Genomic DNA, 23121 nt, shown 5'->3' on the forward strand with positions numbered 1-23121 from the left:
CCGCTTTTTCCCGCCCTGCGCGCTTGTGCAGTGCGACACCAATGCATTGGCATGTCGCCTTGCAGTGACCTGACGGCATGCACTAGTCTTATGTCTACCTGCGTGACTTGCACATCCCTCGCCGCGCGCGAGTAGGAGGGTGGATATGGCGTTGGCCATCGCACTCGTAGTCATGGTCGTCGCTTCGGTGCTCTTCCATTTCCTGAGCCCGTGGTGGGCGACTCCGCTGGCGTCCAACTGGAAGCAGATGGACGACACGCTGACCATTACCCTGGTCATCACCGGCATTTTCTTTATTGGCATCAACCTGTTTGTCGGCTACATCGTCTGGCGCTACCGGCATGAGGCGCCGCACCCCAATGGCGGCACCGGCCACCGCGCGTCCTACCACCCGGAGAACAGCAAGCTTGAACTGTGGCTGATCGGGGGCACCACGCTGGGCGTGGTGGCATTGCTGGCGCCGGGCCTGTTCGTCTACGCCGACTACGTGCGCCCGCCGCGCGACGCGATGGTGATGGAAGTGGTGGGGCAGCAGTGGTCCTGGGCCTTCCGCTTTCCGGGCAAGAGCGGCCAGCTGGGTGCTTCCGATCCGCGCTTTGTCACCGGTGCGAATCCGCTCGGCCTGGACCCCGACGATCCGCGCGGCCTGGACAATATCGTGATCGTCGGCCCGGAGGTGCACCTGCCGCTGAACAAGCCGGTCAAGGTGCTGTTGCGCTCCAAGGACGTGCTGCATGATTTCTATGTGCCGCCGTTCCGCGCGCGCATGAACATGGTGCCGGGCATGGTGACGTCGTTCTGGTTCACGCCGACGCAGACGGGCCGCTTCGACGTCCTGTGCGCGCAGCTGTGCGGCGTGGGGCACTACAACATGCGCGGCACGGTGGTGGTGGAAGAACCGGCTGCGTACGAGGCATGGCTGGCGAAGCAGCAGACCTTTGCCATGACGCTGGCGAAGGCCGCGGCACCGCCGGCGGCAATGGCCGCTGCCGCACCGGGCGCAGCGGGCGACGCCGGCACCGTCGAGAAGGGCCGCGCGCTGGCGCAGAGCAAGGGCTGCGTCGGCTGCCACAGCATCGACGGCAATCCGGGTGTGGGGCCGACCTGGAAGGGCCTGTACGGCAAGACCGAGACCTTTGCCGACGGCAGCAGCGCCAAGGTGGACGATGCCTTCCTGCACAAGGAGATCACCGACCCGCATGCGCGCCTGGTCAAAGGCTTCGGGCCGGTGATGCCGAAGTTGCCGATGAGCGAGGACGAGGTCGCGGCGCTGACCGCCTATATCAAGTCGGCCGGCAGCGGCGCGGCCGAGGCGGGAACCGTTGCGCCGGTCGCTCCCGCGGAGGTGCCCGCCGGCCCGGCCGCCGCGACCAGCGCCGCTACCACGGCAACCGCTGGCTCCGGGGCACCCGCTGCCACGCCCGGGGCTGCGTCCGGCACCTATACGACTTCGACGGCCGTGGCCGTGCCGCCCTCGGCGGCGCCCGCGCCCGCCAGGAAGTGAGGAGACCCGCATGGCTTACGCCGATGATGCCGCCCATCACGCGCCGCAGAGCTTCTGGACCCGCTATGTCTGGAGCCAGGACCACAAGGTGATCGCCGTGCAGTACACCATCGTGGCGATCATGGTGGGCCTGGTGGGCGTGGCGCTGTCCAACCTGATGCGCATGCAGCTCGGCTTCCCGGGGCGCTTCGAGTTCATCGACGCCAACCGCTACTACCAGTTCGTCACCATGCACGGCATGATCATGGTGATCTACCTGCTGACCGCGCTGTTCCTGGGCGGCTTCGGCAACTACCTGATCCCGCTGATGGTGGGGGCGCGCGACATGGTGTTCCCCTTCCTCAACATGCTCAGCTTCTGGGTCTACCTGCTGTCGGTGATCGTGCTTCTGACCAGCTTCTTCGTGCCCGGCGGGCCCACCGGCGCGGGCTGGACGCTGTATCCGCCGCAGGCCATCCTGGCCGGCACCCCAGGCCATGAATGGGGCATCATCCTGATGCTGGTGTCACTGGCGATCTTTATCGTCGCGGCCACCATGGGCGGCCTCAACTATGTCACCACCGTGCTGCAGGCGCGCACGGAAGGGATGACGCTGCTGCGCATGCCGCTGTCGGTGTGGGGCATCTTCATGGCCACCATCCTGGCGCTGCTGGCGTTCCCGGCGCTGTTCGTGTCGGCGGTGATGATGCTGCTGGACAAGACCCTCGGCACCAGCTTCTTCATGCCGGCGATGGTATCGATGGGGCAGCAGCTGTCATACAAGGGCGGCAGCCCGCTGCTGTTCCAGCACCTGTTCTGGTTCTTCGGCCACCCGGAGGTGTATATCGTCGCGCTGCCTGCCTTCGGCATCGTCTCGGACCTGGTCAGCGTGCATTCGCGCAAGAGCATCTTCGGCTACCGCACCATGGTGTGGGCAATCCTGGCGATCGGCGTGCTGTCGGTGGTGGTGTGGGCCCACCACATGTTCGTCAGCGGCATGAACCCGTACTTCGGCTTCTTCTTTGCCACCACCACGCTGGTCATCGCCATCCCCACCGCGATCAAGGTTTACAACTGGGTCATCACGCTATGGCGCGGCGATATCCATTTCACCGTGCCCATGCTGTTCGCGATCGCCTTCATCAGCACCTTCGTCATCGGCGGCCTGACCGGGCTGTTCCTGGGCAATGTGAGCGTGGATATCCCGCTGTCCAACACCTACTTCGTGGTGGCGCACTTCCACATGGTGATGGGCGTGTCGCCGATCCTGGTGGTGTTCGGCGGCATCTATCACTGGTACCCGAAGGTAACGGGCCGGATGCTGGACGACAACATGGGCCGGATCCATTTCTGGGTCACCTTCGTCGGCACCTATGCCATCTTCTTCCCGATGCACTACCTGGGCGTGCTGGGCATGCCGCGCCGCTACTACGCCTACGAGAACTACGCCTTTATCCCGGAATCTGCGCATGTGATGAACATGTATATCTCGGTGGCCGCGTTCATCGTCGCCACGGCGCAGCTGCTCTTTGTCTTCAACCTGGTGTGGAGCCTGTGGCATGGCCGCAAGGCCGACGCCAACCCGTGGCGCGCCGCCTCGCTGGAATGGCAGACGCCGCAGACCCCGCCCGCGCACGGCAACTGGGGGCCGCACCTGCCGGTGGTGTACCGCTGGGCCTATGCCTACAGCGTGCCGGGCGCGCGTGAGGACTTTATCGCGCAGAACGCGCCGCCGGAAGAGGGCGGGGCCGAGCCTGAACCGCATGCCAGCCGCGGAGCCGTCGCATGAACGCCGAAGCCCTGTACAAGGTCAGCCGCGACGATTTCGGCGGCAACCCGTCCGACGAGAATGCCGCCAACCACCGGCCGCGCGGGCGCGCCCCCGCAAGCATCGGCCTGTGGGTGTTCATGGGCGTGGTGACCTCGCTGTTTGCGCTGTTCCTGACCGCCTATGCGCTGCGCATGGACAGCCCGGACTGGCACCGCATCGGGCTGCCCTGGCAGGTGTGGCTGTCCACCGCGCTGCTGGCCGCGGGCAGCGTGGCGATGGCGGTGGCGTCGCGCGCCGCGGGCCGGGGCGAGATGGCCGTGGCCAGGCTGGCGCTGCGCCTGGGCGGTCTGGGCGCGGCCGGCTTCGTCGCCTCGCAGCTGTGGGCCTGGCAGGCGCTGGGCGCGATGCAGGTGATGCCTGCCGGCAACCCGGCCGGCAGCTTCTTCTACCTGCTGACCGCGATGCACGGCCTGCACGTGCTGGGCGGCCTGGCCGGCTGGGGCTTTGCCATGTCGTCACGCGGCAGCGGCGAGGCCGTGGTGCTGCGCATGCGGCTGTGCGCGCGCTACTGGCATTTCCTGCTGGCGGTGTGGGTGGTACTGCTGGCGGCGCTGGGGTGGCTCACGCCCGAACTGGTGCGCTATATCTGCGGCACGGCCTAGCGGCGGCGGCAGCAAGGAGGACCGGCATGTCAACGCAATTGTCTTCACCATCGGGCACACCCGGCGTGGCGCCTGCGCCCCAGGTGGGCGGCGTGCGCGGCCTGCTGGCCGACTGGTCGTCGGACCAGCAGGCCTTCAAGGTGTCGTGGGGCAAGGCGATGATGTGGATCTTCCTGCTGTCCGACACCTTTATCTTCAGCTGCTTCCTGACCGGCTACATGACCGTGCGCATGTCGACCACGGTGCCGTGGCCCAATCCCAGCGAGGTGTTCGCACTGCACGTGGGCGGCGCCGACATCCCGTTGCTGCTGATCGCCATCATGACCTTCGTGCTGATCAGCAGCAGCGGCACCATGGCGATGGCGGTCAACTTTGCCTACCGGCGCGCGCGCCGCGAGTGCGCGCTGTTGATGTTGGTGACCGCGCTGTTCGGCATGATGTTCGTCGGCATGCAGGCCTTCGAATGGACCAAGCTGATCGTGGACGAGGGCGTGCGCCCGTGGACCAACCCGATGGGGGCGGCGCAGTTCGGCTCGACCTTCTTCATGATCACGGGCTTCCATGGCCTGCATGTGTCGTGCGGCGTGGTGTACCTGCTGATCGTGGCCACGCGCGTGCTGCGCGGGCGCTACGAGGCCACCGGCAACTACCAGATCGTGGAGATCGCGGGCCTGTACTGGCACTTCGTCGACCTGGTCTGGGTGTTTATCTTTGCGTTGTTCTATCTCTGGTGAGGGCGGCCATGGCATCGAATCCGGCAACTCCCGCAACCCCGGTGACGCCAGCGCATGGCTCCGGCCCGGATGCCGGGCATGCCGCGCACTCCGGCCAGCAGCATCCCATCGGGCTGTACCTGAAGATCTGGGCGCTGCTGTTCGTGCTGTCGACGCTGTCGTACCTGGTCGATTATTTCCATGTCACCGGCTACCTGCGCTGGACGCTGATCCTGGTGTTCATGGGGCTGAAGGCGGGGCTGATCGTGGCAGTGTTCATGCACATGGCATGGGAGCGCATGGCGCTGATCTGCGCCATCCTGATACCGCCGCTGTGCCTGCTGGTGCTGGTCTGGCTGATGGCGGAAGAAGCCAATCACACTTTCCTCACGCGCGGCCTGTTCTTCCGCTGACCGGCCGCGCCGCTGCCGGATGTCAACGCGGAACGGAAGGCGAGCCCATGCACGCCGCCACGCAAGCCATCCTCACCTTCAACCATGGCCGCGATCCCGAGCGGCTGACCCGCAAGCTTGCGGCGATCGCCGCGGACCCCTTTGCCTTCTTTCGCGGCACCAACCACCTTTATGTCGCATCGCTGCGCGATGAGGCGGCAATGCGCGATGCTCCGACCACCTACGTCTGCGGCGATCTGCACCTGGAGAACTTCGGCAGCTTCAAGGGCGACAACGGGCTGGTCTATTTCGACCTGAACGACTTTGACGACGCCCTGGTCGCGCCGCTTACGGTGGATGTGGTCCGGATGCTGTCGAGCGTGCTGGTGGCCGCCAGCCAGCTGGGCCTTTCCGAGGCCGGCGCCATGCGCGCCTGCGAGGCCATGCTGTCCACCTATGCCGCCGTGCTGCAGACAGGCAAGCCTCGCTGGCTCGAGCGTGCCACGGCGGTCGGCCTGGTGGCCACCCTGCTGCGCCGGGTCAAGGGCCGCAGGCGCGGCGCACTGCTGGCCGAGCTCACCACGGTGCGCAAGGGCAAACGGCGCCTGGTATGCAACGGCCGCCATGCGCTTGCGGCAGACAAGCCGGCCCGTGAGCGCGCTCGCGCGATCCTTGCGGCCTACTCGAAGCAGGGCCATCATGGCCACCGCCTGGCCCTCGACGATGCCGCGCGGCGCGTGGCGGGCATTGGCAGCCTCGGGCTGGAACGCTATATGGTGCTGGCGCGGGACGAACTGAGCGGCATGCAGCGACTGGTCGACATCAAGCGCGCCGCGCCGAGTCCATGGCAGGACCTGCCCAGCCTGTCCCTGCCACCCTGGGGCAGCGATGCAAAGCGGGTGGCGGCGGTGCAGCAAGTCATGCAGGCGGCTTCGCCGGCGCTGCTGTCGGCTGTCGACATGGGCAAGGCTTCCTATCTGGTCAAGAGCCTGCAGCCAACTGCCGACCGCGTCGACCTGGCGCATTGCAGCAACTTTGCAGCGCTACGCGAGTTGCTGGGCACCATGGCGCATGCCGCGGCATGGGCGCATCTGCGTGGCTGCGGGCACCAGGCCGCGGACCGGATCGAGCAGCTGCAGGCGTTTGCCGGCGGCACCCGCTGGCGCACCGGCGTCCTGCGGCTGGCACGGCATGGTTGCGCGGTGTCGGTGGCGCAGTGGAAGGCGTATGCGGACGATTACCGCGAGGCGCGGGGAGGGTGAGCGGGGGCCGAACGGGGGAAGAAGGGCGCTGGCGCCGCTCACGCAAGCGTGAACGGCGCCAGCGTCAGGATGGTCAGGCTTGGGTGATGAACTTGGTCACCAGGTAGCCATCGAAGGTCTCCTGACCGCCTTCGCTGCCGATGCCCGAATCCTTGATGCCGCCGAACGGGGTCTCGGCCAGCGCCATACCGAAGTGGTTGATATTGACCATGCCGGCTTCCAGGCCGTTGGACACTTCGGTCGCGGTCTTCAGCGAGTTGGTGAACACATACGACGCCAGGCCAAAGGGCAGGCTGTTGGCGCGGCGCAGCACCTCGGCCGTGTCCTTGAAGCGCGTCACCGGCGCCACCGGGCCGAACGGCTCGTCGGTCATCAGGCGCGAGTCGTCGGGCAGGTCGGTGACCACGGTGGGCGCAAAGAAGTAGCCCTTGTCGCCCAGGCGCGAGCCGCCTGCCACGACCTTGCCGCCGCGCTGGCTGGCATCGTCCAGGAACTGCTCCATCGACAGCACGCGGCGCTCATGCGCAAGCGGCCCCATCTGGGTGCCGTCTTCCAGGCCGTTGCCCACCTTGATCGAGCCGATCACCTCGGTAAAGCGCGCCAGGAAGCGGTCATAGGCCTTCTCCTGGACGTAGAAGCGCGTCGGCGACACGCAAACCTGGCCGGCATTGCGCAGCTTGAAGCGGGCCAGCATCTCGGCGGCGGGGTCGATGTCGGCGTCGTCGAACACCAGCACCGGCGAATGGCCGCCCAGCTCCATGGTCACGCGCTTCATATGCGCGCCGGCCAGCGCCGCCAGCTGCTTGCCCACCGGCACCGAGCCAGTGAACGAAATCTTGCGTACGATCGGCGATTCGATCAGGTAGGTCGAGACCTCGCTGGGCACGCCCCAGACGATGTTGAGCACCCCCGGGGGCAGGCCGGCATCATGGAACAGCTGCGCCAGCGCCACCACCGCGCTGGGCGAGTCTTCCGGGCCCTTCAGGATCAGCGTGCAGCCGGCGCCCAGCGCCGACACGATCTTGCGGATGGCCTGGTTGAACGGAAAGTTCCACGGCGTGAAGGCGGCGCACACGCCGATCGGCTCGCGCACCACGATCTGGCGCACATTGGGCTGGCGCGGCGGGATCACGCGGCCATAGATGCGGCGGCATTCCTCGGCGTGCCAGTCGGCGTGCTCGGCGCAGACCATCACTTCGCCGACGGCCTCGGCCAGCGGCTTGCCCTGGTCCAGCGTGATATTGCGGCCGATCTCCTTGGCGCGCTCGCGGGTGAGCTCGCCCACGCGGCGCAGGATCCTGGCGCGCTCCAGCGGCGAGGTCTTCTTCCAGGTTTCAAAGGCGCGCTGCGCGGCGGCCAGCGCGCGGTCCAGGTCGGCGCGGCTGGCATGCGGCAGCTTGCCCAGCACTTCCTGCGTGGCCGGGTTGATGACATCCTGCTCGCGCCGGTCGCCTCCCTTGATGAATTCCCCGTCGATATAGAGGGCGAGATCCTGGTACATGCGTGTTCTCCTGGTGGGCGGTGAAACCGCAAGCTTAACCCGGCGGCCGCGTTCATGCAGCGCGCCGGGTGCGTTCCCGGGAGGAATGTGCGGGAATGTCCCCGCGACCGGTGCAGCCGATATCAGGCGGTATCGCGCGTCCGTGCCACGGGCAGGACTTCAGCCCCGGTGCGGGTGGCTTCCACCACCAGGATCACGAGCAGCGTGATCAGCGTCAGGGCGAACACCGCATAGCCGATGCTGTCGCCCTCGATGGCGAACAGGCTGGGCGCGTAGGTCGGGCTGGTGCAGATCATCGTGCCCGCCGACATGCCGGTGTAGTGCATGCCGCAGACGGCAATGCCCATGACCACCGCCGCTGCCAGCTGCTTGCCGCGGGTCTTCACCGTGGTCGCCAGCCACAGCGCCACCACCGACACCACCACCGCGATCACCACCGACAGCCCGATGATGGCCAGGTCCCAGTCGAAGCGGGTGTTGGAGCGGATCGCCGCCATGCCGGTGTAGTGCATCGCCACCACGCCCAGCCCGGTCAGCACGCCGCCCTTGAACACGTTGTCGGTACGGCTGCCGCGCGGGCGCGAGGCGATCGCCAGCCCGGCGCCGGCCAGCACCATCACGACCACCAGCGAAGCCAGCGTCATGAACAGCCCGAACTCGCGGTGCGTCGGGGTCTGGTAGGCCACCATGCCGATGAAATGCATCGACCAGACCGCGCCGCCGCCCAGCGCCACGCTGGCGCACAACAGCCGGTCCACATCCAGGCGGCCGTCGGGCATGCGCACGCGCCGCGACCAGCGCAGGCCAACGTAGGCGCCGCAGACAGAGATCAGGAACGACAGGCCCACCATCGGCCAGTCATAGGCAAACGGCACCAGGGCGCCGGAAACAGGCTGGAAACCGACAAACATGACCCCACCTCTTCGTTTTGACTGCGACTGAAGGGCGCACGCGCATGCCGGGCATTCCTTCCGGCAGCCGGCCTGGGACGCGGTGCTCCCGCGCCGAGTATGCAGGGGGCCGCAACTGGAGGGGAATAACTCATTCAGGTAAAAAGCGCGGTACCGTGGCCGGCCGCGTGTCCTTGTAGCCGCCTCCGGGCAGGAATAGACTGGGCGGATTTCCCCATGCGCAACGCCTCATGAAGCCAGACGCCAGACTGACCACCCGGCCCGATCGGCCGCACCCTGCTGCTGTTCTCGCTGCCGGTGCTCGGCAGCAACATCCTGCAGCCGCTGAATGCCTCGATCAATTCGGTCTGGGTCGGCCGCTTCCTGGGCGAGGCCGCGCTGACGGCAACCTCCAACGCCAACATCATCCTGTTCTTCCTGCCGGGCGTGGTGTTCGGCATCAGCATGGCCAACACCATCATGATCGGGCAGGCCGTGGGTGCGCGCGACCTGGACGAGGCGCGCCGCGTGGTCGGCACCAGCACCACCTTCTTTGTCGGGCTGTCGGTGCTGGCCTCGGCGCTTGGCTATTTCTATACGCCGGCCATCCTGGCGGCGATGCACACGCCGGAAGACGCCGCGCCGCTGGCGGTGAGCTACCTGCGCATCATCTTCCTGGCGCTGCCGTTCATGTACTTCTACAACTTCGTGATGATGACGCTGCGCGGCGCGGGCGATTCGCGCACGCCGTTCTGGTTCATGCTGTTGTCCGTGGTGCTGGACGTGGCGCTCAACCCGGTGCTGATCTTCGGCATGGGTCCGATCCCCCCGCTGGGCATCGCGGGCTCGGCGCTGGCCACGCTGATCGCGCAGCTAGTGAGCCTGGCGGCGATGATGGTGCTGCTGTACCGGCGCCGCCATTTCCTGCTGCTGCACCGTGGCCAGCTTGCACTGCTGCGGCCCGATCCGGCAATCCTGCGGGCGCTGGTGGTCAAGGGCCTGCCGATGGGCCTGCAGATGGTGGTGATCTCGTCGTCGGCGATCGTGATGATGGCGCTGGTCAATGCCTATGGCTCGCAGACCACCGCCGCCTACGGCGTGGCCTCGCAATTGTGGACCTATGTGCAGATGCCCGCGCTGGCGGTAGGCGCGAGCGTGTCGTCGATGGTGGCGCAGAACGTCGGCGCCGAGCTGTGGCAGCGGGTGTCGCGCATCACGCGCGTGGGCCTGCTGATCAATGTGGTGATGACCGGTGCGCTGGTCGCGCTGATCTATCTGTTCAACCGGCATTCGCTCGGCCTGTTCCTGGGCACTGACGGCGTGGCCACCGGCATCGCGCAGCATATCAACGTGGTGGTGCTGTGGTCGTTCATCCTGTTTGGCTTCACCATCGTCATCTTCGGCACGGTGCGCGCCACCGGCGCGGTGATGGCGCCGCTGGTGATCCTGTTCCTGTCGATGTGGGTGATCCGGCTGCCGTTCGCGTGGGCGCTGGGCCCGCGCATCGGCGCCGAGGCGGTCTGGTGGAGCTTTCCGCTGGGCTCGGTGGTGTCGCTGGTGCTGGCGGCTGGCTACTACCGCTTCGGCAACTGGCGCCGCAGCCATATCCTGCCCACCGTGCCGCACCCGGCGCAAGCCGTGGGGCAGGCGCCCGATACCAGCATGGGAACGCCCTGCGAAGACGCGGGCGAGGTCGTCGAGGAGGCCGCCCCGGCAACACCCGAGCCCGCAGGCGTGCGCTGACCTGCAGCGGCCCGTGATCGTGTCGCCGGCTTTGAAAGCCATTCGAAAGATCGGTGTGTCATCGTGCCATCGCTGGCACTCCCTCCCAGCGCACGCGTCGCCTGCCTGGCCAGAGCAGGCGTGCGCGTCTTTCCGGCCGCGCCTTGCCTTGACGCAAGTGCGCGTGCCGTCTTGTTCGTCTGACATTCCCGTCGCCTTTACTCCCGGATTCTTCACAAGTAAATACATCACGTTGTGATGCATTTACTTGTGCGCATCGGCTGGAATTGCCTTGTTTTCAAGGGGTATCGGTGAATACCCCTAAAACAAGACAAATGAAAGGCACCTGAAAGATCACGTCTCTAAGGTTCGGGTCAACCGTCGGGGAGCATGCAGGGCGCATGCCTTGCCGTCCGAGCCAGTGCGCGCCCCCCGGCACGGCATTTCGTGAACTTTGAGGAGAATCGTTTTGCGCATACGCAGCCAAAAGGACTTTGCCTCCGGCCTGATGTTCGTTCTGGTCGGTCTGGGCTTTTCCTGGGTCGCTCGCGGCTATTCCATGGGAACGGCCGCGAAGATGGGACCCGGATATTTTCCATTCCTGCTGGGACTGGTGTTGGCAGTGCTCGGGGCGGTGGTGCTGCTGTCCTCGCTGTCGTCCAGGGGGGAGGAAGACCATCTCGCCCGCTGGGACCTGAAGACGCTGCTGTGGATCCTCGGTTCGGTGGTGCTGTTCGGCCTGCTGCTCAAGCCGCTGGGCATGGTGCTGTCGGTGTTCGTGCTGGTGATGGTGTCCTCGATGGCCAGCCATGAATTCAGCTGGAAGGGTGCGCTGCTCAACGCCGTGGTGCTGGTGCTGATCAGCCTTGGCGCATTCGTCTACGGCATCAACCTACAGATGCCGGTGTGGCCGGCCTTTATCACCGGTTAAGGAGCGCCGACCATGGAATTGATTGATCACCTTGCGCTGGGCTTTTCCACGGCCCTGTCGCTGCAGAACCTGGCCTACGCCTTCCTGGGCTGCGTGCTGGGTACCCTGATCGGTGTGCTGCCGGGCCTGGGGCCGCTGGCTACCATCGCCATGCTGCTGCCGGTGACCTACACGCTGCCGCCGGTGGCCGCGCTGATCATGCTGGCCGGCATCTACTACGGCGCCCAGTACGGTGGTTCGACCACCGCCATCCTGGTGAACCTGCCTGGTGAATCGTCCTCGGTGGTGACCACCATCGATGGCTACCAGATGGCGCGGCGAGGGCGAGCGGGGGTGGCACTTGCCACCGCCGGTCTCGGCTCGTTCTTCGCCGGCTGCGTGGCGACGCTGATCCTGGCCGCCTTTGCCACGCCGCTGTCGGAACTGGCGTTCAAGTTCGGCCCTTCCGAATACTTTTCGCTGATGGTGCTGGGCCTGATCGGCGCCGTGGTGCTGGCTTCCGGCTCGCTGCCGAAAGCCGTGTCCATGATCGTGCTGGGCCTGCTGATGGGGCTGATCGGCACCGACGTGAACTCGGGCGCCGCGCGCTTCTCGTTCGACGTGCCGGAACTGACCGACGGCATCGACTTCGTGGCGCTGGCCATGGGCATGTTCGGCTTCGCGGAAATCATCGCGAACCTGGAGCAGAAGGAAGCCCGTGAGACGTTCACCGATAGCGTGACGAACCTTTGGCCGACAAGGGCAGACTTCAAGCGCATGATCCCGGCCGTGCTGCGCGGGACGTTCCTGGGCTCGGCCCTGGGCATCCTGCCGGGCGGCGGCGCGGCACTGGCTTCGTTCGCGGCCTACTCGCTGGAAAAGAAGACCTCGAAGTACGCGCATGAATTCGGCAAGGGTGCGATCGAAGGCGTGGCCGGTCCGGAGTCGGCCAACAACGCCGCGGCGCAGACCTCCTTCATCCCGCTGCTGACGCTGGGCATTCCGCCCAACGCGGTGATGGCGCTGATGGTCGGTGCGATGACCATCCACAACATCCAGCCCGGCCCGCAGGTGATGACCAGCAACCCGGCGCTGTTCTGGGGCCTGATCGCCTCGATGTGGATCGGCAACCTGATGCTGATCATCCTGAACCTGCCGATGATCGGCGTGTGGGTGAAGCTGCTGACCGTGCCGTACCGCTTCCTGTACCCGGCGATCCTGGTGTTCTGCGGCATTGGCGTGTACTCGGTCAACAACCAGACCTTCGACGTGTTCATGGCTGCGGGCTTCGGCATCATCGGCTACCTGTTCCTGAAGCTGCGCTGCGAACCGGCACCGCTGCTGCTGGGCTTCGTGCTGGGACCGATGATGGAAGAGAACTTCCGCCGCTCGCTGCTGCTCTCGCGCGGTGACTTCAGCGTGTTCGTGACGCGCCCGCTGTCGCTGGGCCTGCTGATCGCAGCCGCCGCCCTGGTTGCCGTGGTGGCCCTGCCGTCGATCAAGGCCAAGCGCGAAGAAGCGTTCCAGGAAGAATAGCGCCACGCGCGCTCCCGGGATGGCGCCGGCCTGGCTCATGCCGGACGGCGCACGCAACGCAAGCATTCGGGGTGCCTTCGCGCACCCCGTTTGCTTTCGCGGGCCGATCGCGCTGCGCGTCCGCCCGTCATCCATACCAGAGAGTGCCCGACTGCGGCAGCAGTCATGGGCTGCGCATGATGATCAGGATTCCCGCACCGTCGGGTGCGCCGACAGCGCCCATGAAACCGCCTATCTTTGACCGGTTTTTCTCACGTATCTATGTGCTCAAGCTCGTCCAGTCGAGCCCGTCCACGGTCCTGAGCCTGGTCGACCGGCTGCGCGAGCGGGGTATCGACAAGAATATCCGCTCGTTGCGGCCGATCCTGCGCAGCCTGATGATGGCGCGGGCCATTACTGCCGAGCTGGTTGAAGGTAGTGGCCGCGTTTATTGCATCACCGAGCAGGGGCGGGCGGAGCTGGAGGCCTATATGTCGCACCTGGCGGTGCTGAAGGCGGAGCTGGAGCCGGGGGAGGAAGCGTAGGGCAGTCAGCCGCCACCCGTCAGACAAAAAAGGCCGATCCTTCGGACCGGCCTCTTGCATGCTGCCCGCCTGCCGCAGGCAGCTAGTTGCAAGCACGCTGTTACTGCGTTACGAGCTCAAGACCAGCTTGCGACTCGTCATCACCACGCGCCACCAGCACCTTGATCTTGTTCGGCGTGAGCCCGCCGATGCCGTCGACCGGGATCGTGGTGATCAGCCAGTCGGCATTGTTCGCCAGCGTCAGCGCGCCCGAGTCAAAGATCACCGTCTTGGTGCCCGCCGTAGTGATACGCAGACGATAAGTGCCGCCGTCCAGGTCAAGAGAGTCCTTGCCTGAAGCCGGCGAGGCCTGCTTGTATCCCACCGCGCCGAAAGTCGGCGCCACCGAATTCAGGTCGATCGCCGGGATGGTGATGTAGACATCGACGTTCTGCGCGTTGAACGAGGCGTTCAGGGAGCGCACGCGGGCCTTGTTGGACAGCAGGCCCTTTTCGAACGGATCGTCGATCGTCAGCGTTTCTGCGGCGCTGGCACCCGGCAGCGCCACCACGGTGTATTTGTGGCCGGTGGCGGCGACCAGGGTGGCGCGGGCCAGTTCGGTCTGCGTGCCGGCGGTGTTGAACGATATCAGCTGGTTGCCGGTTTCAACGTTGAAGTAGGTCGAAACGAACTTGTACGGCTTGTTCACGAAGCTGGTCTTCACGCCGTTCTGCAGCACGTCGACATTGGGACCGCCGGTGATGGCGTGGATCACGCGGATGGTCGGCTTGCTCAGCCCGATGCGGTCGCCGAGATCGTCGTCACCGCCGCCGCAGGCCGACAGCACCGCCGTGGCGGCCAGCGCCAGGCCTATCAAAAGTGTCTTGGATCGGAACATGGATCACCTCTTACCGTTCATTGGATTCAGGGACGTGCTGGCCCATGCCCGCGCGGGCGCGCCGGTAGCGAGGCCAGTTCGCTATCTGCTTGCTTGGCGTGCAGGCGCGGCGAAGCGCTTGCCGTGATGCAAAGATAGGCATCAACCCAGGGGCGAGACAGCCACGGGGTTCCGAATCGCATGTCGGACGATTCCGACATGCGATGACGCGTGCGTGCGCGGCGGGGCGGCCAGGCCCGCAGGCGCGGGGCCTCGGCGGAGGTGGGCGTGCCAGGTGGCGCGGTTGGCCGGGTGGCTGCCAGTGTGTAACTGGTTGTTGCAGCTGTGCTGCTGCCGTGACTCAGCCTTGCGACATCATCACCACCTGGTTGCGGCCATTGCGCTTGGCCTGGTAGAGGCCGGCATCAGCCGTCTCCACCAGCCGGTCCGACGGATCGCCAGGCTGGGGCACCAGCACCGCGCCGCCGATGCTGACAGTGACGCAGTCGCTGGTGGGCGAGCCGCTGTGGGCGATGGCCAGCGCCTGCACCGCGCGCCGCACCTTCTCGGCCAGCAGGCGCACGCCGCCCGGAGAGGTCGCCGGCAGCACCATCGCGAACTCTTCACCGCCGAAGCGCGCGGGCAGGTCGGCGGCACGCGCGCAATTGTCGCGGATCACCGCGGCCACGCGGCGCAGCACCTCGTCGCCGGCCACGTGGCCGTAGGTGTCGTTGTAGGCCTTGAACGCATCGACATCGATCATCAGCATTGCCAGCTGGGTCTGCTCACGCTGTGCGCGACGCCATTCGGCGCCCAGGTACTCATCGAAATAGCGCCGGTTGGACAAGCCGGTCAGGCCGTCTGAATTGGTCAGACGCTGCAGCTCCAGGTTGGTTTCCAGCAGCTGTTGCTGGCTTTGCCGCAGCGCGCGATAGGCCTCGTCGCGCTGCAGCTGGTTCAGGTACGAGCGCGAGTGGTAGCGGATGCGCGCAATCAGCTCGATGCTGTCGGGCAGCTTGACCAGGTAGTCGTTGGCGCCGGCGGCAAACGCCGCGCCCTTGGTCGCGGCTTCTTCCTTGGTCGACAGCACGATGATGGGGATGTCGCGCGTGGCGGGATTCTCGCGATAGCGCTGCACCAGCGTCAGGCCGTCCACGCCCGGCATGACCAGGTCCTGCAGGATCACGGTGGGCTTGGTGCGCTGCGCCACCGCCACGGCCTCGTCGGGCTGCGAGCAGTAGTGGAAGTCGATGTCGGGCTCGGTGGAGAGCGCGCGGCGCACCGCTTCGCCGACCATGGACTGGTCGTCCACCAGCAGCACCATGGCAAGGTAGTCCTTGTCGGATGCAGGCGCTGCGGGTTGGTTGGGTGATTCGGGTTGCATGTTCAGTTCCTGGTGTCACGGTCCCGGTGCCGGCCGGGACGTATTGCATTGGGTCAAAGCAGCGCGGCGCCGCCGCATGCCTGCACCAGCCGCGGCGCGATGCGCGGCAGCGGCAGGATCTCCGCGGCCGCGCCCATGGCTGCGGCGGCCTTGGGCATGCCATACACGGCGCTGGTGGCGCGGTCCTGCGCGATGGTCAGGAAGCCGCGCTCGCGCATGGCCTTCAGCCCCAGCGCGCCGTCGCGGCCCATGCCGGTGAGCAGCACGCCGATCACGTCGCCGCGCCAGTGCTCTACCACGCTTTCGAAGAAGACATCGATGGAGGGGCGGTACAGGTAGTCGCAGGGCTGCTCGGTGTAGGACATGCGCGTGGGGCTGGCCAGGCGCAGGTGGTCGTTGGTGCCGGCCAGCAGCACCGTGCCGGCCTGGGGCGCGTCGCCGGCGCGGGCAATGCGCACCGGCAGCGCGCACTGTCCGTCGAGCCAGTCGGCCATGCCGGCGGCAAAGGCCTCGTCCACATGCTGCACGGTGACCACGGCGGCGCCGAAGTCCGCCGGCAGCGCCCCCAGCAGCGTGGCCAGCGCGGCCGGGCCGCCGGCCGAGGCGCCGATTGCCACCAGCCGCGGCGCAGCCACTGCGCGCGGCGCCGCCGTCAGTGTGTGCTGCGGGGCCACGCGGCCCGCCAGCAGGCGGCCGATATTGCGCAGCTTGCGCAGCAGCGCCCCGGCGGCAAGCTGGGCATCGGGCTCGGCCAGCGTGGGGGTGTCGACCGCGTCGATGGCGCCGTGGCCCATCGCGTCGAACACCTGCGAGGCGTTGCGGCCCAGGTCCATGGTCACTACCACGATCGCGCAGGGGGTGGCGGCCATGATCCGGCGCGTGGCCTCGACCCCGTCCATGACTGGCATCAGCAAGTCCATCAGGATCAGGTCCGGGGTCTGGCGCGCGGCCATCTGCACCGCCTGTTCGCCGTCGCCGGCGACCCAGGCGATCTCGAACGACGGATCCAGCGCAAGCGCGCGGCGCAGCGCGGCTACCGCAAGCGCCGAGTCATTGACGATGCCGATTTTCATGAACGTGCCTCGCCGATCAGGTCCTGGACCGCGTCGAGCAACGCGGCGTCGTGGAAACTGCCCTTGGCCAGATAATAGTCCGCGCCGGCCTCCAGGCCGCGCTGGCGGTCCTGTTCGCGGTCCTTGTACGACACCACCATCACCGGCAGCTGCCGCAGCGCGGCGTCCTGCCGGATCCGGCGCACCAGCTCGATGCCGTCCATGCGCGGCATGTCGATGTCGGTGATGACCAGGTCGAAGGGCTCGGCGCGCAGCACATTCCAGCCGTCCATGCCATCGACCGCCACCGCCACATCGTAGCCGCGCCCGGCCAGCAGCTTGCGCTGCAGCTCGCGCACGGTGAGCGAGTCGTCCACCACCAGCACGCGCCGCGCACGCGCCTGGACGCTGGCCACGGCCGCCTGCCGCACGCCTTCGATGCGGCCCTCGGAGACCAGCTTCTCGACCGAGCGGATCACGTCCTCGACATCGAAGATCAGCACCGGCGTGCCGTCGTCGGTGAGGCTGCCGGCGGCAATGTCGCGGACCTTGCCCAGTGCCGCCGGCAGCGGCTGCACCACCAGCAGGCGCTCGCCCAGCATGCGGTCGACGGCAATGCCATAGATGCGCTCGGCCTCGCCGATGACCACCACCGGCACTTGCTCGCGCACGTTGGCAGCGTCTCCCTCGGGGCGTTGCAGCACCTGCGCGGCGCTGACCAGCCCGATGGCGCGGCCTTCGTGGCGGAAATGCTGGTGCCCTTCGGTCTGCTCGATCTCGCTGCGCGCCACCGAGGTCGCGCGCAGCACGCGGCCCAGCGGGAAGGCATAGGCTTCGCCCGCGACTTCCACCAGCAGCGTGCGCACTACCGACAGCGTCAGCGGCAGCTCCAGCCGGAAGTGCAGGCCCTGGCCCGGCTGCTGCGTCAGGCGCAGGCTGCCGCGCACGCGGCGCACCATCTCCTGCACGGCGTCCAGGCCCACGCCGCGGCCGGAGACCTCGGAGACCGTGTCGCGCATGCTGAAGCCCGGCAGCAGCAGGAAGTCGAGCAGCTCTGCCTGCGACAGCCGCGCCGCGGTCTCTTCGGACGCAAGCCGCCGCCGCACGATGGCGCGGCGCAGGGCATCCAGGTCGACGCCTGCGCCGTCGTCGAAGATCTCGATGACCAGGCGGCCCGCATTGTGGCGCGCCTGCAGCGTGACGCTGCCCTCCGCCGGCTTGCCCTGCGCCGCGCGCACCCCGGGCGCTTCGATGCCGTGGTCGACCGCGTTGCGCAGCAGGTGCGCCAGCGGCGCGTCCAGTGCTTCCAGGATGTCGCGGTCCACCTGCGTGCCGGCGCCGATCAGCTCCAGGTGCACCGGCTTGCCCAGCGCGCGCCCGAGGTCGCGCACCATGCGCGCGTAGCCGGTCAGCGCGTCCGCCAGCGGGCGCATGCGCGAGGCCAGCGCGCTGTCATAGAGCCGGCGCGCCAGCCGCGTGGCGCGGTGATCGTATTGTTCGAACTCTTCCAGCCGCGCGGCCAGCTGGTCGTGGCCTTCGTCCAGCAGCTGGCGCAGTTCGGCCAGTGCGGTGTGCGCAGCCGCGCCAGGGTTGCCGTCCGGTGCGTCCCGCAAGGCTTCCTGCAGCGCATCGACGGCGCGCAGTGCGCGTGCCTGTTGCCGCCTTGCTTTCTGCAGCGAGGCGCCGAAGGGGCGCAGCCAGTGCGACTCGACCATGGCCTCGCCGGACAGCGCCAGCAGCTGGTCAAGCGCATCGGCATTCACGCGCAGCATGCGCTCTTGGGTGTCGTCTGCCGGTATCGCGGGCGCTGGTTCCGGTAACAGGGCCGGGGCCGGCGCTGGCGGTGCCGGCACGACCAGCGCCCCGGCACCGCCATCGACCATGCCGAGCCGCTGCACCACTGCATCGATCTCGGCGCGGCCCGCATGCTCGGCCCAGCCCGGATCGCCGCCGGGCGGATGGCCGATGCGCAGCAGCAGGTCGGTGCCTTGCAGCAGCGCGTCGATATGCGCGGCGGTCAGCGGCAGGCCGCCCTGTGCGGCGACCAGGCAGTCTTCCATGGCGTGTGCCACCCGCACGCCGCCATCGAGCCCGACGATGCGGGCAGCGCCCTTGAGCGAGTGGGCGGCACGCATGCAGGCTTCGAGCTGCTCGGCCGCTGCCGGGTTGCGCTCCAGCGCCAGCAGGCCGGCATTGAGGACTTCGGCCTGGGCATCGGCCTCGAGCGCGAACAGTTCCAGCAGCGAGGCGTCGCGCAGTTGCTCGGGATTCATGCCAGGCTCCTGGCCAGCGCCTGGCGCACCAGTGCGGCATCGAGCAGCCCGACGCTGCGGCCCTGGTCGAGGAAGAGCGCCTGCGTATAGCGCGCCGACGCCCGCGCTAGGGTGGCGGGCAGCGGCTGCAGCGCGGGCTGCGGAACGCGGGCGATGCCGGACACCTCGGCCACCGGCAGCGCAATCGCGGCGCGGCCCTGCCCGAGGATCAGGAAGCGGCTGCCGCTGGCGCTTTCACCGGCGCCCGCGTCGAACAGCCGCGCCAGCGACAGGCAGGCCAGCAGGTTGCCGCGCACGGCGGCCAGCCCCAGCACGGCGGCATCGCGGCGGTGCGGCAGCGAATGGATCGGGCAGGGGGCGGTGACTTCGCCTAGCGCGGCGGTCGGCAGGGCCAGCCATTCATCGCCGATGCGGAACACCAGGCAGGCCAGCGCGATGCCGCGTTCGGCCGGCAAGGCCCCGTCATCGTCGGTGAGCGTGGCGGCATCGGGCAGTGCGTCCGGCACGACGTCCAGCCGTTGCGCGTCCAGCAGCATGGCCGCGGCCTGGGCGTAGGTCGGGCAGTTGCGGCAGTGCGCGTGCTCGGCCAGCGCGGGGCACGAGCCGTCGCCGCGCACGCCGATGCGCCGCCAGCAGTCGTCGACGTTTTCGGTGCGCAGGGCAATGCCTTGGGGCTCAGCCATGGTGCTTGCGGGTGTGGCGTTGCGCGCGCTGGCGCAGGCGCATGGCGCCATCGTGATCGCCTTCGGTATCGAGCAGCGCGGCCAGGTGGTACAGGCTTTCCTGGTGCGCCGGGTCCAGGTACAGCGCCTTGCGGTAGGCGGCATGGGCCTGCGCGGTGCGGCCGGCGGCGTCGTGCAGCACGCCCAGCATGCAATAGGCGTCGGCGTTGGCATCCGGGGCGCGCTCGAGCAGCGCCAGGCAGGCGGCGGTGGCGGCCTCCAGCTCGCCGCGATCGGCCTGGGCGGCAATGACAGCCAGCGCGGCGCGCTGATCGTTGCCAGGCGCGGGCGCGGCGGGCCGCAGGGGTGGGCGCGTGAGCGGGGCAGGCCGCAGCGAGGCTGGTGGCCTCGGCAGCCGTGGCGGTGCGGCCATGCGGGGCGGCTGGGCCGCGTGCACGGGCACACGCGGCGCCGCCCTGGCGGCTGGCACGGCGGACGGCTTGCGGAAGGCAAAGGTCAGCGGCAAGCCGACCGGCTCCAGGCCCTGCGAGCTCAGCACGCTGGCTTCGGCCGGCCCGACAAAGAGCAGGCCGTCGGCAGCGGCCAGCCGCGCCAGCGTCTGCACCGCATGCCGTTGCCCCGGCGCGTCGAAGTAGATCAGCAGGTTGCGGCAGAACACGAAGTCATAGGGCGGCTCGCCGGCGAGCAGGCCGGGATCGACCAGGTTGCCCTGCAGCAGCCGCACCTGCGCGCGCACGCGTGCATCCAGCACATAGCCGGTGGGCGTGGCCGTGAAATAACGGTCGCGGAAATCCAGCGGTGCGCTGCGAAAGGCGTTTGCGCCGTATTCGCCCAGGCGCGCGCGGGCCAGCGCGCGGGCGCTGATGTCCACTGCATCGATGGCAAAGCGGCCCGCCGGCACGCCCGCATCGAGCATGGCCATGGCGATTGAGTAGGGCTCTTCGCCGGTGGAGCAGGGCAGGCTCAGCACGCGCAGCGTGCGCCTGCCGTCGGCAAAGGCGCGCTCGGCGGCAAGGCGGCCCAGCGCCAGCAGCGCTTCGCGATGCCGGAAGAACCAGGTCTCGGGCACCACGACGGCCTCGATCAGCGCCTGGAATTCATCGGCGGTGCCGTGCAGCAAGTCCCAGTAGGCCTGGGTGTCCGACGCCTGCCGTGCCTGCTGGCGCTCACGCACGGCACGTGCCACTGCGCCGGTGCCGATGGCGCCCGCGTCCAGGCCGATGCGGGCTTTGAGCAGGGCCTCGATGTGCGTGGCAGTGCTCATGCCGCGGCCTCCCCGGCGGTGTCGGCAAACAGCATGGCATGGACGTCGTCCGGCAGCAGGGCCTCGACCCGCACCCACTGCAGCAGGCCGCGCGCGTCGTGCCGCACCGGCCCCAGGTAGCGCGGGCTGGCCCCGCCGATGCCGCCGTCGACAAACGATTCCGCCGGGCAGCGCAGGGTCTGGGTGGCCGATTCCAGGCGCAGGCCCAGCAGCCGGCTGGCCTCGCCGCCATGGCGGCGGTAGTGGACCAGCACCGTGCGCGTGCTGGTGCGCAGCGCCGCCGGCACGCCGGTGGCCAGCGCCGGCAGGTCGATCACCGGCACCGGCTGGCCGCGGCGCTCCATCAGGCCCGCCACCCAGGCCGGCGCGCCGGGGATCTGCTTGAGCCGCGTGAGCGGCAGCACCTCGGCCACCTCGGCGGCATCGAGCGCATAGTGGTCAGCGCCGAGGCGGAACAGCAGGAAGAGTTTCATGGCGGCGGGGCGCAGGCCCTAGACCTTGAAGCGCGATACGCCGCTGCGCAGGTCGTTGGCCACCAGCGTCAGTTCGTCGATCGCCTGGCTCGACTGGCGCAGCGACTCCACGGTCTGCTGCGCGGCCTCGGACAGCTGCATCAGTGCCTGGTTGATCTGCTCGGCGCCGCCGGCCTGGGCCTGCATGCCTTCATTGACCATCAGCACGCGCGGCGCCAGCGACTGCACCTGCGCGATGATCTGCGACAGCTGGTCGCCCACCTGCGTGACCTCGGACATGCCGCGGCGCACTTCCTCCGAGAACTTGTCCATGCCCATCACGCCCGCCGACACCGCCGACTGGATCTCGCGCACCATCTGCTCGATATCGTAGGTGGCCACCGCGGTCTGGTCGGCCAGGCGGCGGATCTCGGTCGCCACCACGGCAAAGCCGCGGCCGTACTCGCCGGCCTTCTCGGCCTCGATCGCGGCGTTCAGCGACAGCAGGTTGGTCTGGTCGGCCACCTTGGCGATGGTGGTCACCACCTGGTTGATATTGCCGGCCTTTTCGTTGAGCGTGGCGAGCTTGGCATTGACCGAGCCGGCGGCGTCCATCACATGCTGCATGGTGCCTTCCATGCGCGACAGCCCCACCTGGCCGGTGCCGGCCAGCCCGGCCGCCTGCTCGGCGGCGCTCGAGACTTCATGGATGGTGCGCACCAGGTCGCGCGCGGTGGCCGAGATCTCGCGCGAGGTCGCGCCGATCTGCGTCGTGGTGGCGGCGGTCTCGGTGGCGGTGGCCTGCTGCTGGCGCGCCGTCGCGGCGATCTCGTTGACCGAGGTGGTGACCTGGATCGCGGTGCGCTGCGCCTGGCCCACCAGCGAGGTCAGCTCGCCCGTCATCTGGTTGAAACCTTCCTCCACTTCATGGAATTCGTCCTTGCGGCGCAGCGCCATGCGCAGGCGCAGGTCGCCGCCGCGGATGCCGGACAGCAGGTTGACGATCGACTGCATCGGCACCGTGATCGCGCGCAGCAGCAGGTAGCCGCAGACCACGGCGACCACCAGGGCCACGATCAGCGCCGCTTCGATGCCGATCTTGGCGGCACCGACGGCATCGTCGATACCCCGCGCCGCCCGCGAATTGACCGCGCTGTTGTCGTCCACCAGGTGCTGGGCCGCCTTGCGCGCCTCGACCCAGCGGTCATGCGCTTCGCCGCGCAGCGCTGCCGCGGTGGCGGCGCCGTTCCACTCGCCCTGGCGGGACAGGATGTCGGAGGCCTGCTCGTAGCGCGCGCGCACGTCCCGATAGGCCTTGAAGGCGACGCGGTCTTCGTCGCGCGTGATCGAGGTCTCGTACTGCTGCTCGAGCTTGTCGAGGCGGCCGGCGGCGTCCTGGCCTTGCTGCTGGAAGCCGCGGCGCTCAGCCGGGTCGGTGGCATTGATGGTCTGCCACGCCAGCACATAGCGCTCGCCCCAGACGCCGCGGATGCCGGTGCTGTAGTTCAGCCCGGGCAGCGCGTCCTGCAGCATCAGCGTGGTTTCGCGTTCGATGGCGCTCAGGCGGGTGTAGGCAACAACGCCCATCAGTGCCATGACAAGCAGGATCAGCGAGAAGCTTGCCAGGATGCGCGTGCGGATGGTCCATTCGTTCACGGTGAGGTCCCGGTGATGTTCTTGTTCAGGAGCGGCCGTTCCCCGCAAAGCCGCCTCAGGGGCGCCGCTCCGGGGCAAGCAGGAGGTCGCGGGGCGGCGGGGGCGGCCTGATGCGCGGTAGGGTACTGTAAGCCG

General features: G+C 68.1%; 19 protein-coding genes and 1 pseudogene. 10 read left to right on the plus strand and 10 right to left on the minus strand.

The genetic code is table 11. The annotated features are described in order from the left end of the window. Positions 1-145 precede the first annotated feature (145 nt). From AC1Q7H_RS24400 to AC1Q7H_RS24425, 6 genes are read left to right on the plus strand one after another with little or no spacing between them, the layout of a single operon-like run. Positions 146-1504, plus strand: coding sequence for a cytochrome c oxidase subunit II (locus tag AC1Q7H_RS24400; protein WP_211982018.1), 1359 nt, complete (start codon positions 146-148; stop codon positions 1502-1504). Between the two features lie 10 nt (positions 1505-1514). Next, positions 1515-3272, plus strand: coding sequence for a cytochrome c oxidase subunit I (ctaD, locus tag AC1Q7H_RS24405; RefSeq protein WP_013953645.1), 1758 nt, complete (start codon positions 1515-1517; stop codon positions 3270-3272). Continuing rightward, positions 3269-3916 carry a cytochrome c oxidase subunit 3 family protein gene (locus tag AC1Q7H_RS24410; RefSeq protein WP_013953644.1) on the plus strand — a complete coding sequence of 216 codons (648 nt, stop codon included), beginning with the start codon at positions 3269-3271 and terminating at the stop codon, positions 3914-3916. Before ctaD ends, AC1Q7H_RS24410 begins: the two co-directional genes overlap by 4 nt. A gap of 26 nt (positions 3917-3942) precedes the next feature. Beyond that, positions 3943-4650 (plus strand): heme-copper oxidase subunit III family protein, encoded by a 708-nt coding sequence (locus AC1Q7H_RS24415; RefSeq protein ID WP_013953643.1) that lies wholly within the window; start codon positions 3943-3945, stop codon positions 4648-4650. Positions 4651-4658: 8 nt separating this feature from the next. Then, positions 4659-5042 carry a cytochrome C oxidase subunit IV family protein gene (locus AC1Q7H_RS24420; protein ID WP_153953353.1) on the plus strand — a complete coding sequence of 128 codons (384 nt, stop codon included), beginning with the start codon at positions 4659-4661 and terminating at the stop codon, positions 5040-5042. 47 nt (positions 5043-5089) lie between these two features. After that, positions 5090-6283: a DUF2252 domain-containing protein gene (locus AC1Q7H_RS24425; protein ID WP_492378681.1), complete on the plus strand. Its 1194-nt coding sequence runs from the start codon at positions 5090-5092 to the stop codon at positions 6281-6283. Between the two features lie 73 nt (positions 6284-6356). Here AC1Q7H_RS24425 and AC1Q7H_RS24430 read toward each other — a convergent pair whose 3' ends face one another. Both AC1Q7H_RS24430 and AC1Q7H_RS24435 read right to left on the minus strand, forming a co-directional pair. Next, a complete protein-coding gene (locus AC1Q7H_RS24430; protein WP_011617618.1) occupies positions 6357-7784 on the minus strand; it encodes an NAD-dependent succinate-semialdehyde dehydrogenase in 1428 nt (475 codons plus the stop codon). A gap of 122 nt (positions 7785-7906) precedes the next feature. Continuing rightward, the gene (locus AC1Q7H_RS24435) at positions 7907-8695 is read right to left on the minus strand and encodes an MHYT domain-containing protein (RefSeq protein WP_211982014.1); all 789 of its coding nucleotides are present in this window, start codon (positions 8693-8695) and stop codon (positions 7907-7909) included. A 230-nt stretch (positions 8696-8925) separates the two neighbouring features. Between AC1Q7H_RS24435 and AC1Q7H_RS24440 the strand changes: the two are divergent. The 4 genes and pseudogenes from AC1Q7H_RS24440 to AC1Q7H_RS24455 all read left to right on the plus strand — a co-directional run bounded on the left by AC1Q7H_RS24440 (position 8926) and on the right by AC1Q7H_RS24455 (position 13366). Next, positions 8926-10417: pseudogene (locus AC1Q7H_RS24440) on the plus strand (MATE family efflux transporter). A gap of 448 nt (positions 10418-10865) precedes the next feature. Continuing rightward, positions 10866-11327, plus strand: coding sequence for a tripartite tricarboxylate transporter TctB family protein (locus AC1Q7H_RS24445; protein ID WP_153953356.1), 462 nt, complete (start codon positions 10866-10868; stop codon positions 11325-11327). 12 nt (positions 11328-11339) lie between these two features. Then, positions 11340-12842: a tripartite tricarboxylate transporter permease gene (locus AC1Q7H_RS24450; RefSeq protein ID WP_013953637.1), complete on the plus strand. Its 1503-nt coding sequence runs from the start codon at positions 11340-11342 to the stop codon at positions 12840-12842. Between the two features lie 221 nt (positions 12843-13063). Further along, positions 13064-13366: a helix-turn-helix transcriptional regulator gene (locus tag AC1Q7H_RS24455; RefSeq protein WP_153953357.1), complete on the plus strand. Its 303-nt coding sequence runs from the start codon at positions 13064-13066 to the stop codon at positions 13364-13366. 100 nt (positions 13367-13466) lie between these two features. Here the strand turns inward: AC1Q7H_RS24455 and AC1Q7H_RS24460 are convergent, their stop codons facing one another. The 8 genes from AC1Q7H_RS24460 to AC1Q7H_RS24495 all read right to left on the minus strand — a co-directional run bounded on the left by AC1Q7H_RS24460 (position 13467) and on the right by AC1Q7H_RS24495 (position 22986). Then, positions 13467-14243, minus strand: coding sequence for a DUF4397 domain-containing protein (locus tag AC1Q7H_RS24460; protein ID WP_013953635.1), 777 nt, complete (start codon positions 14241-14243; stop codon positions 13467-13469). 340 nt (positions 14244-14583) lie between these two features. Beyond that, a complete protein-coding gene (locus AC1Q7H_RS24465; protein ID WP_013953634.1) occupies positions 14584-15606 on the minus strand; it encodes a diguanylate cyclase in 1023 nt (340 codons plus the stop codon). A 53-nt stretch (positions 15607-15659) separates the two neighbouring features. Further along, complete coding sequence (locus AC1Q7H_RS24470; RefSeq protein ID WP_013953633.1) at positions 15660-16679, minus strand: chemotaxis response regulator protein-glutamate methylesterase; 1020 nt, start codon at positions 16677-16679, stop codon at positions 15660-15662. Then, the gene (locus AC1Q7H_RS24475; protein ID WP_211982012.1) at positions 16676-18931 is read right to left on the minus strand and encodes a hybrid sensor histidine kinase/response regulator; all 2256 of its coding nucleotides are present in this window, start codon (positions 18929-18931) and stop codon (positions 16676-16678) included. The genes AC1Q7H_RS24470 and AC1Q7H_RS24475 overlap by 4 nt, the downstream gene beginning before the upstream one ends. Beyond that, the gene (locus AC1Q7H_RS24480) at positions 18928-19614 is read right to left on the minus strand and encodes a chemotaxis protein CheW (protein ID WP_013953631.1); all 687 of its coding nucleotides are present in this window, start codon (positions 19612-19614) and stop codon (positions 18928-18930) included. The genes AC1Q7H_RS24475 and AC1Q7H_RS24480 overlap by 4 nt, the downstream gene beginning before the upstream one ends. After that, complete coding sequence (locus AC1Q7H_RS24485) at positions 19607-20878, minus strand: CheR family methyltransferase (RefSeq protein WP_153953360.1); 1272 nt, start codon at positions 20876-20878, stop codon at positions 19607-19609. Before AC1Q7H_RS24485 ends, AC1Q7H_RS24480 begins: the two co-directional genes overlap by 8 nt. After that, on the minus strand, positions 20875-21351 hold the full coding sequence (locus tag AC1Q7H_RS24490) for a chemotaxis protein CheW (RefSeq protein ID WP_013953629.1): 477 nt from the start codon (positions 21349-21351) through the stop codon (positions 20875-20877). The genes AC1Q7H_RS24485 and AC1Q7H_RS24490 overlap by 4 nt, the downstream gene beginning before the upstream one ends. Positions 21352-21369: 18 nt before the next feature. After that, positions 21370-22986, minus strand: coding sequence for a methyl-accepting chemotaxis protein (locus tag AC1Q7H_RS24495; RefSeq protein ID WP_211982011.1), 1617 nt, complete (start codon positions 22984-22986; stop codon positions 21370-21372). Between the last annotated feature and the right edge of the window lie 135 nt (positions 22987-23121).

The organism is Cupriavidus sp. GW823-FHT06D04 (assembly GCF_058795055.1).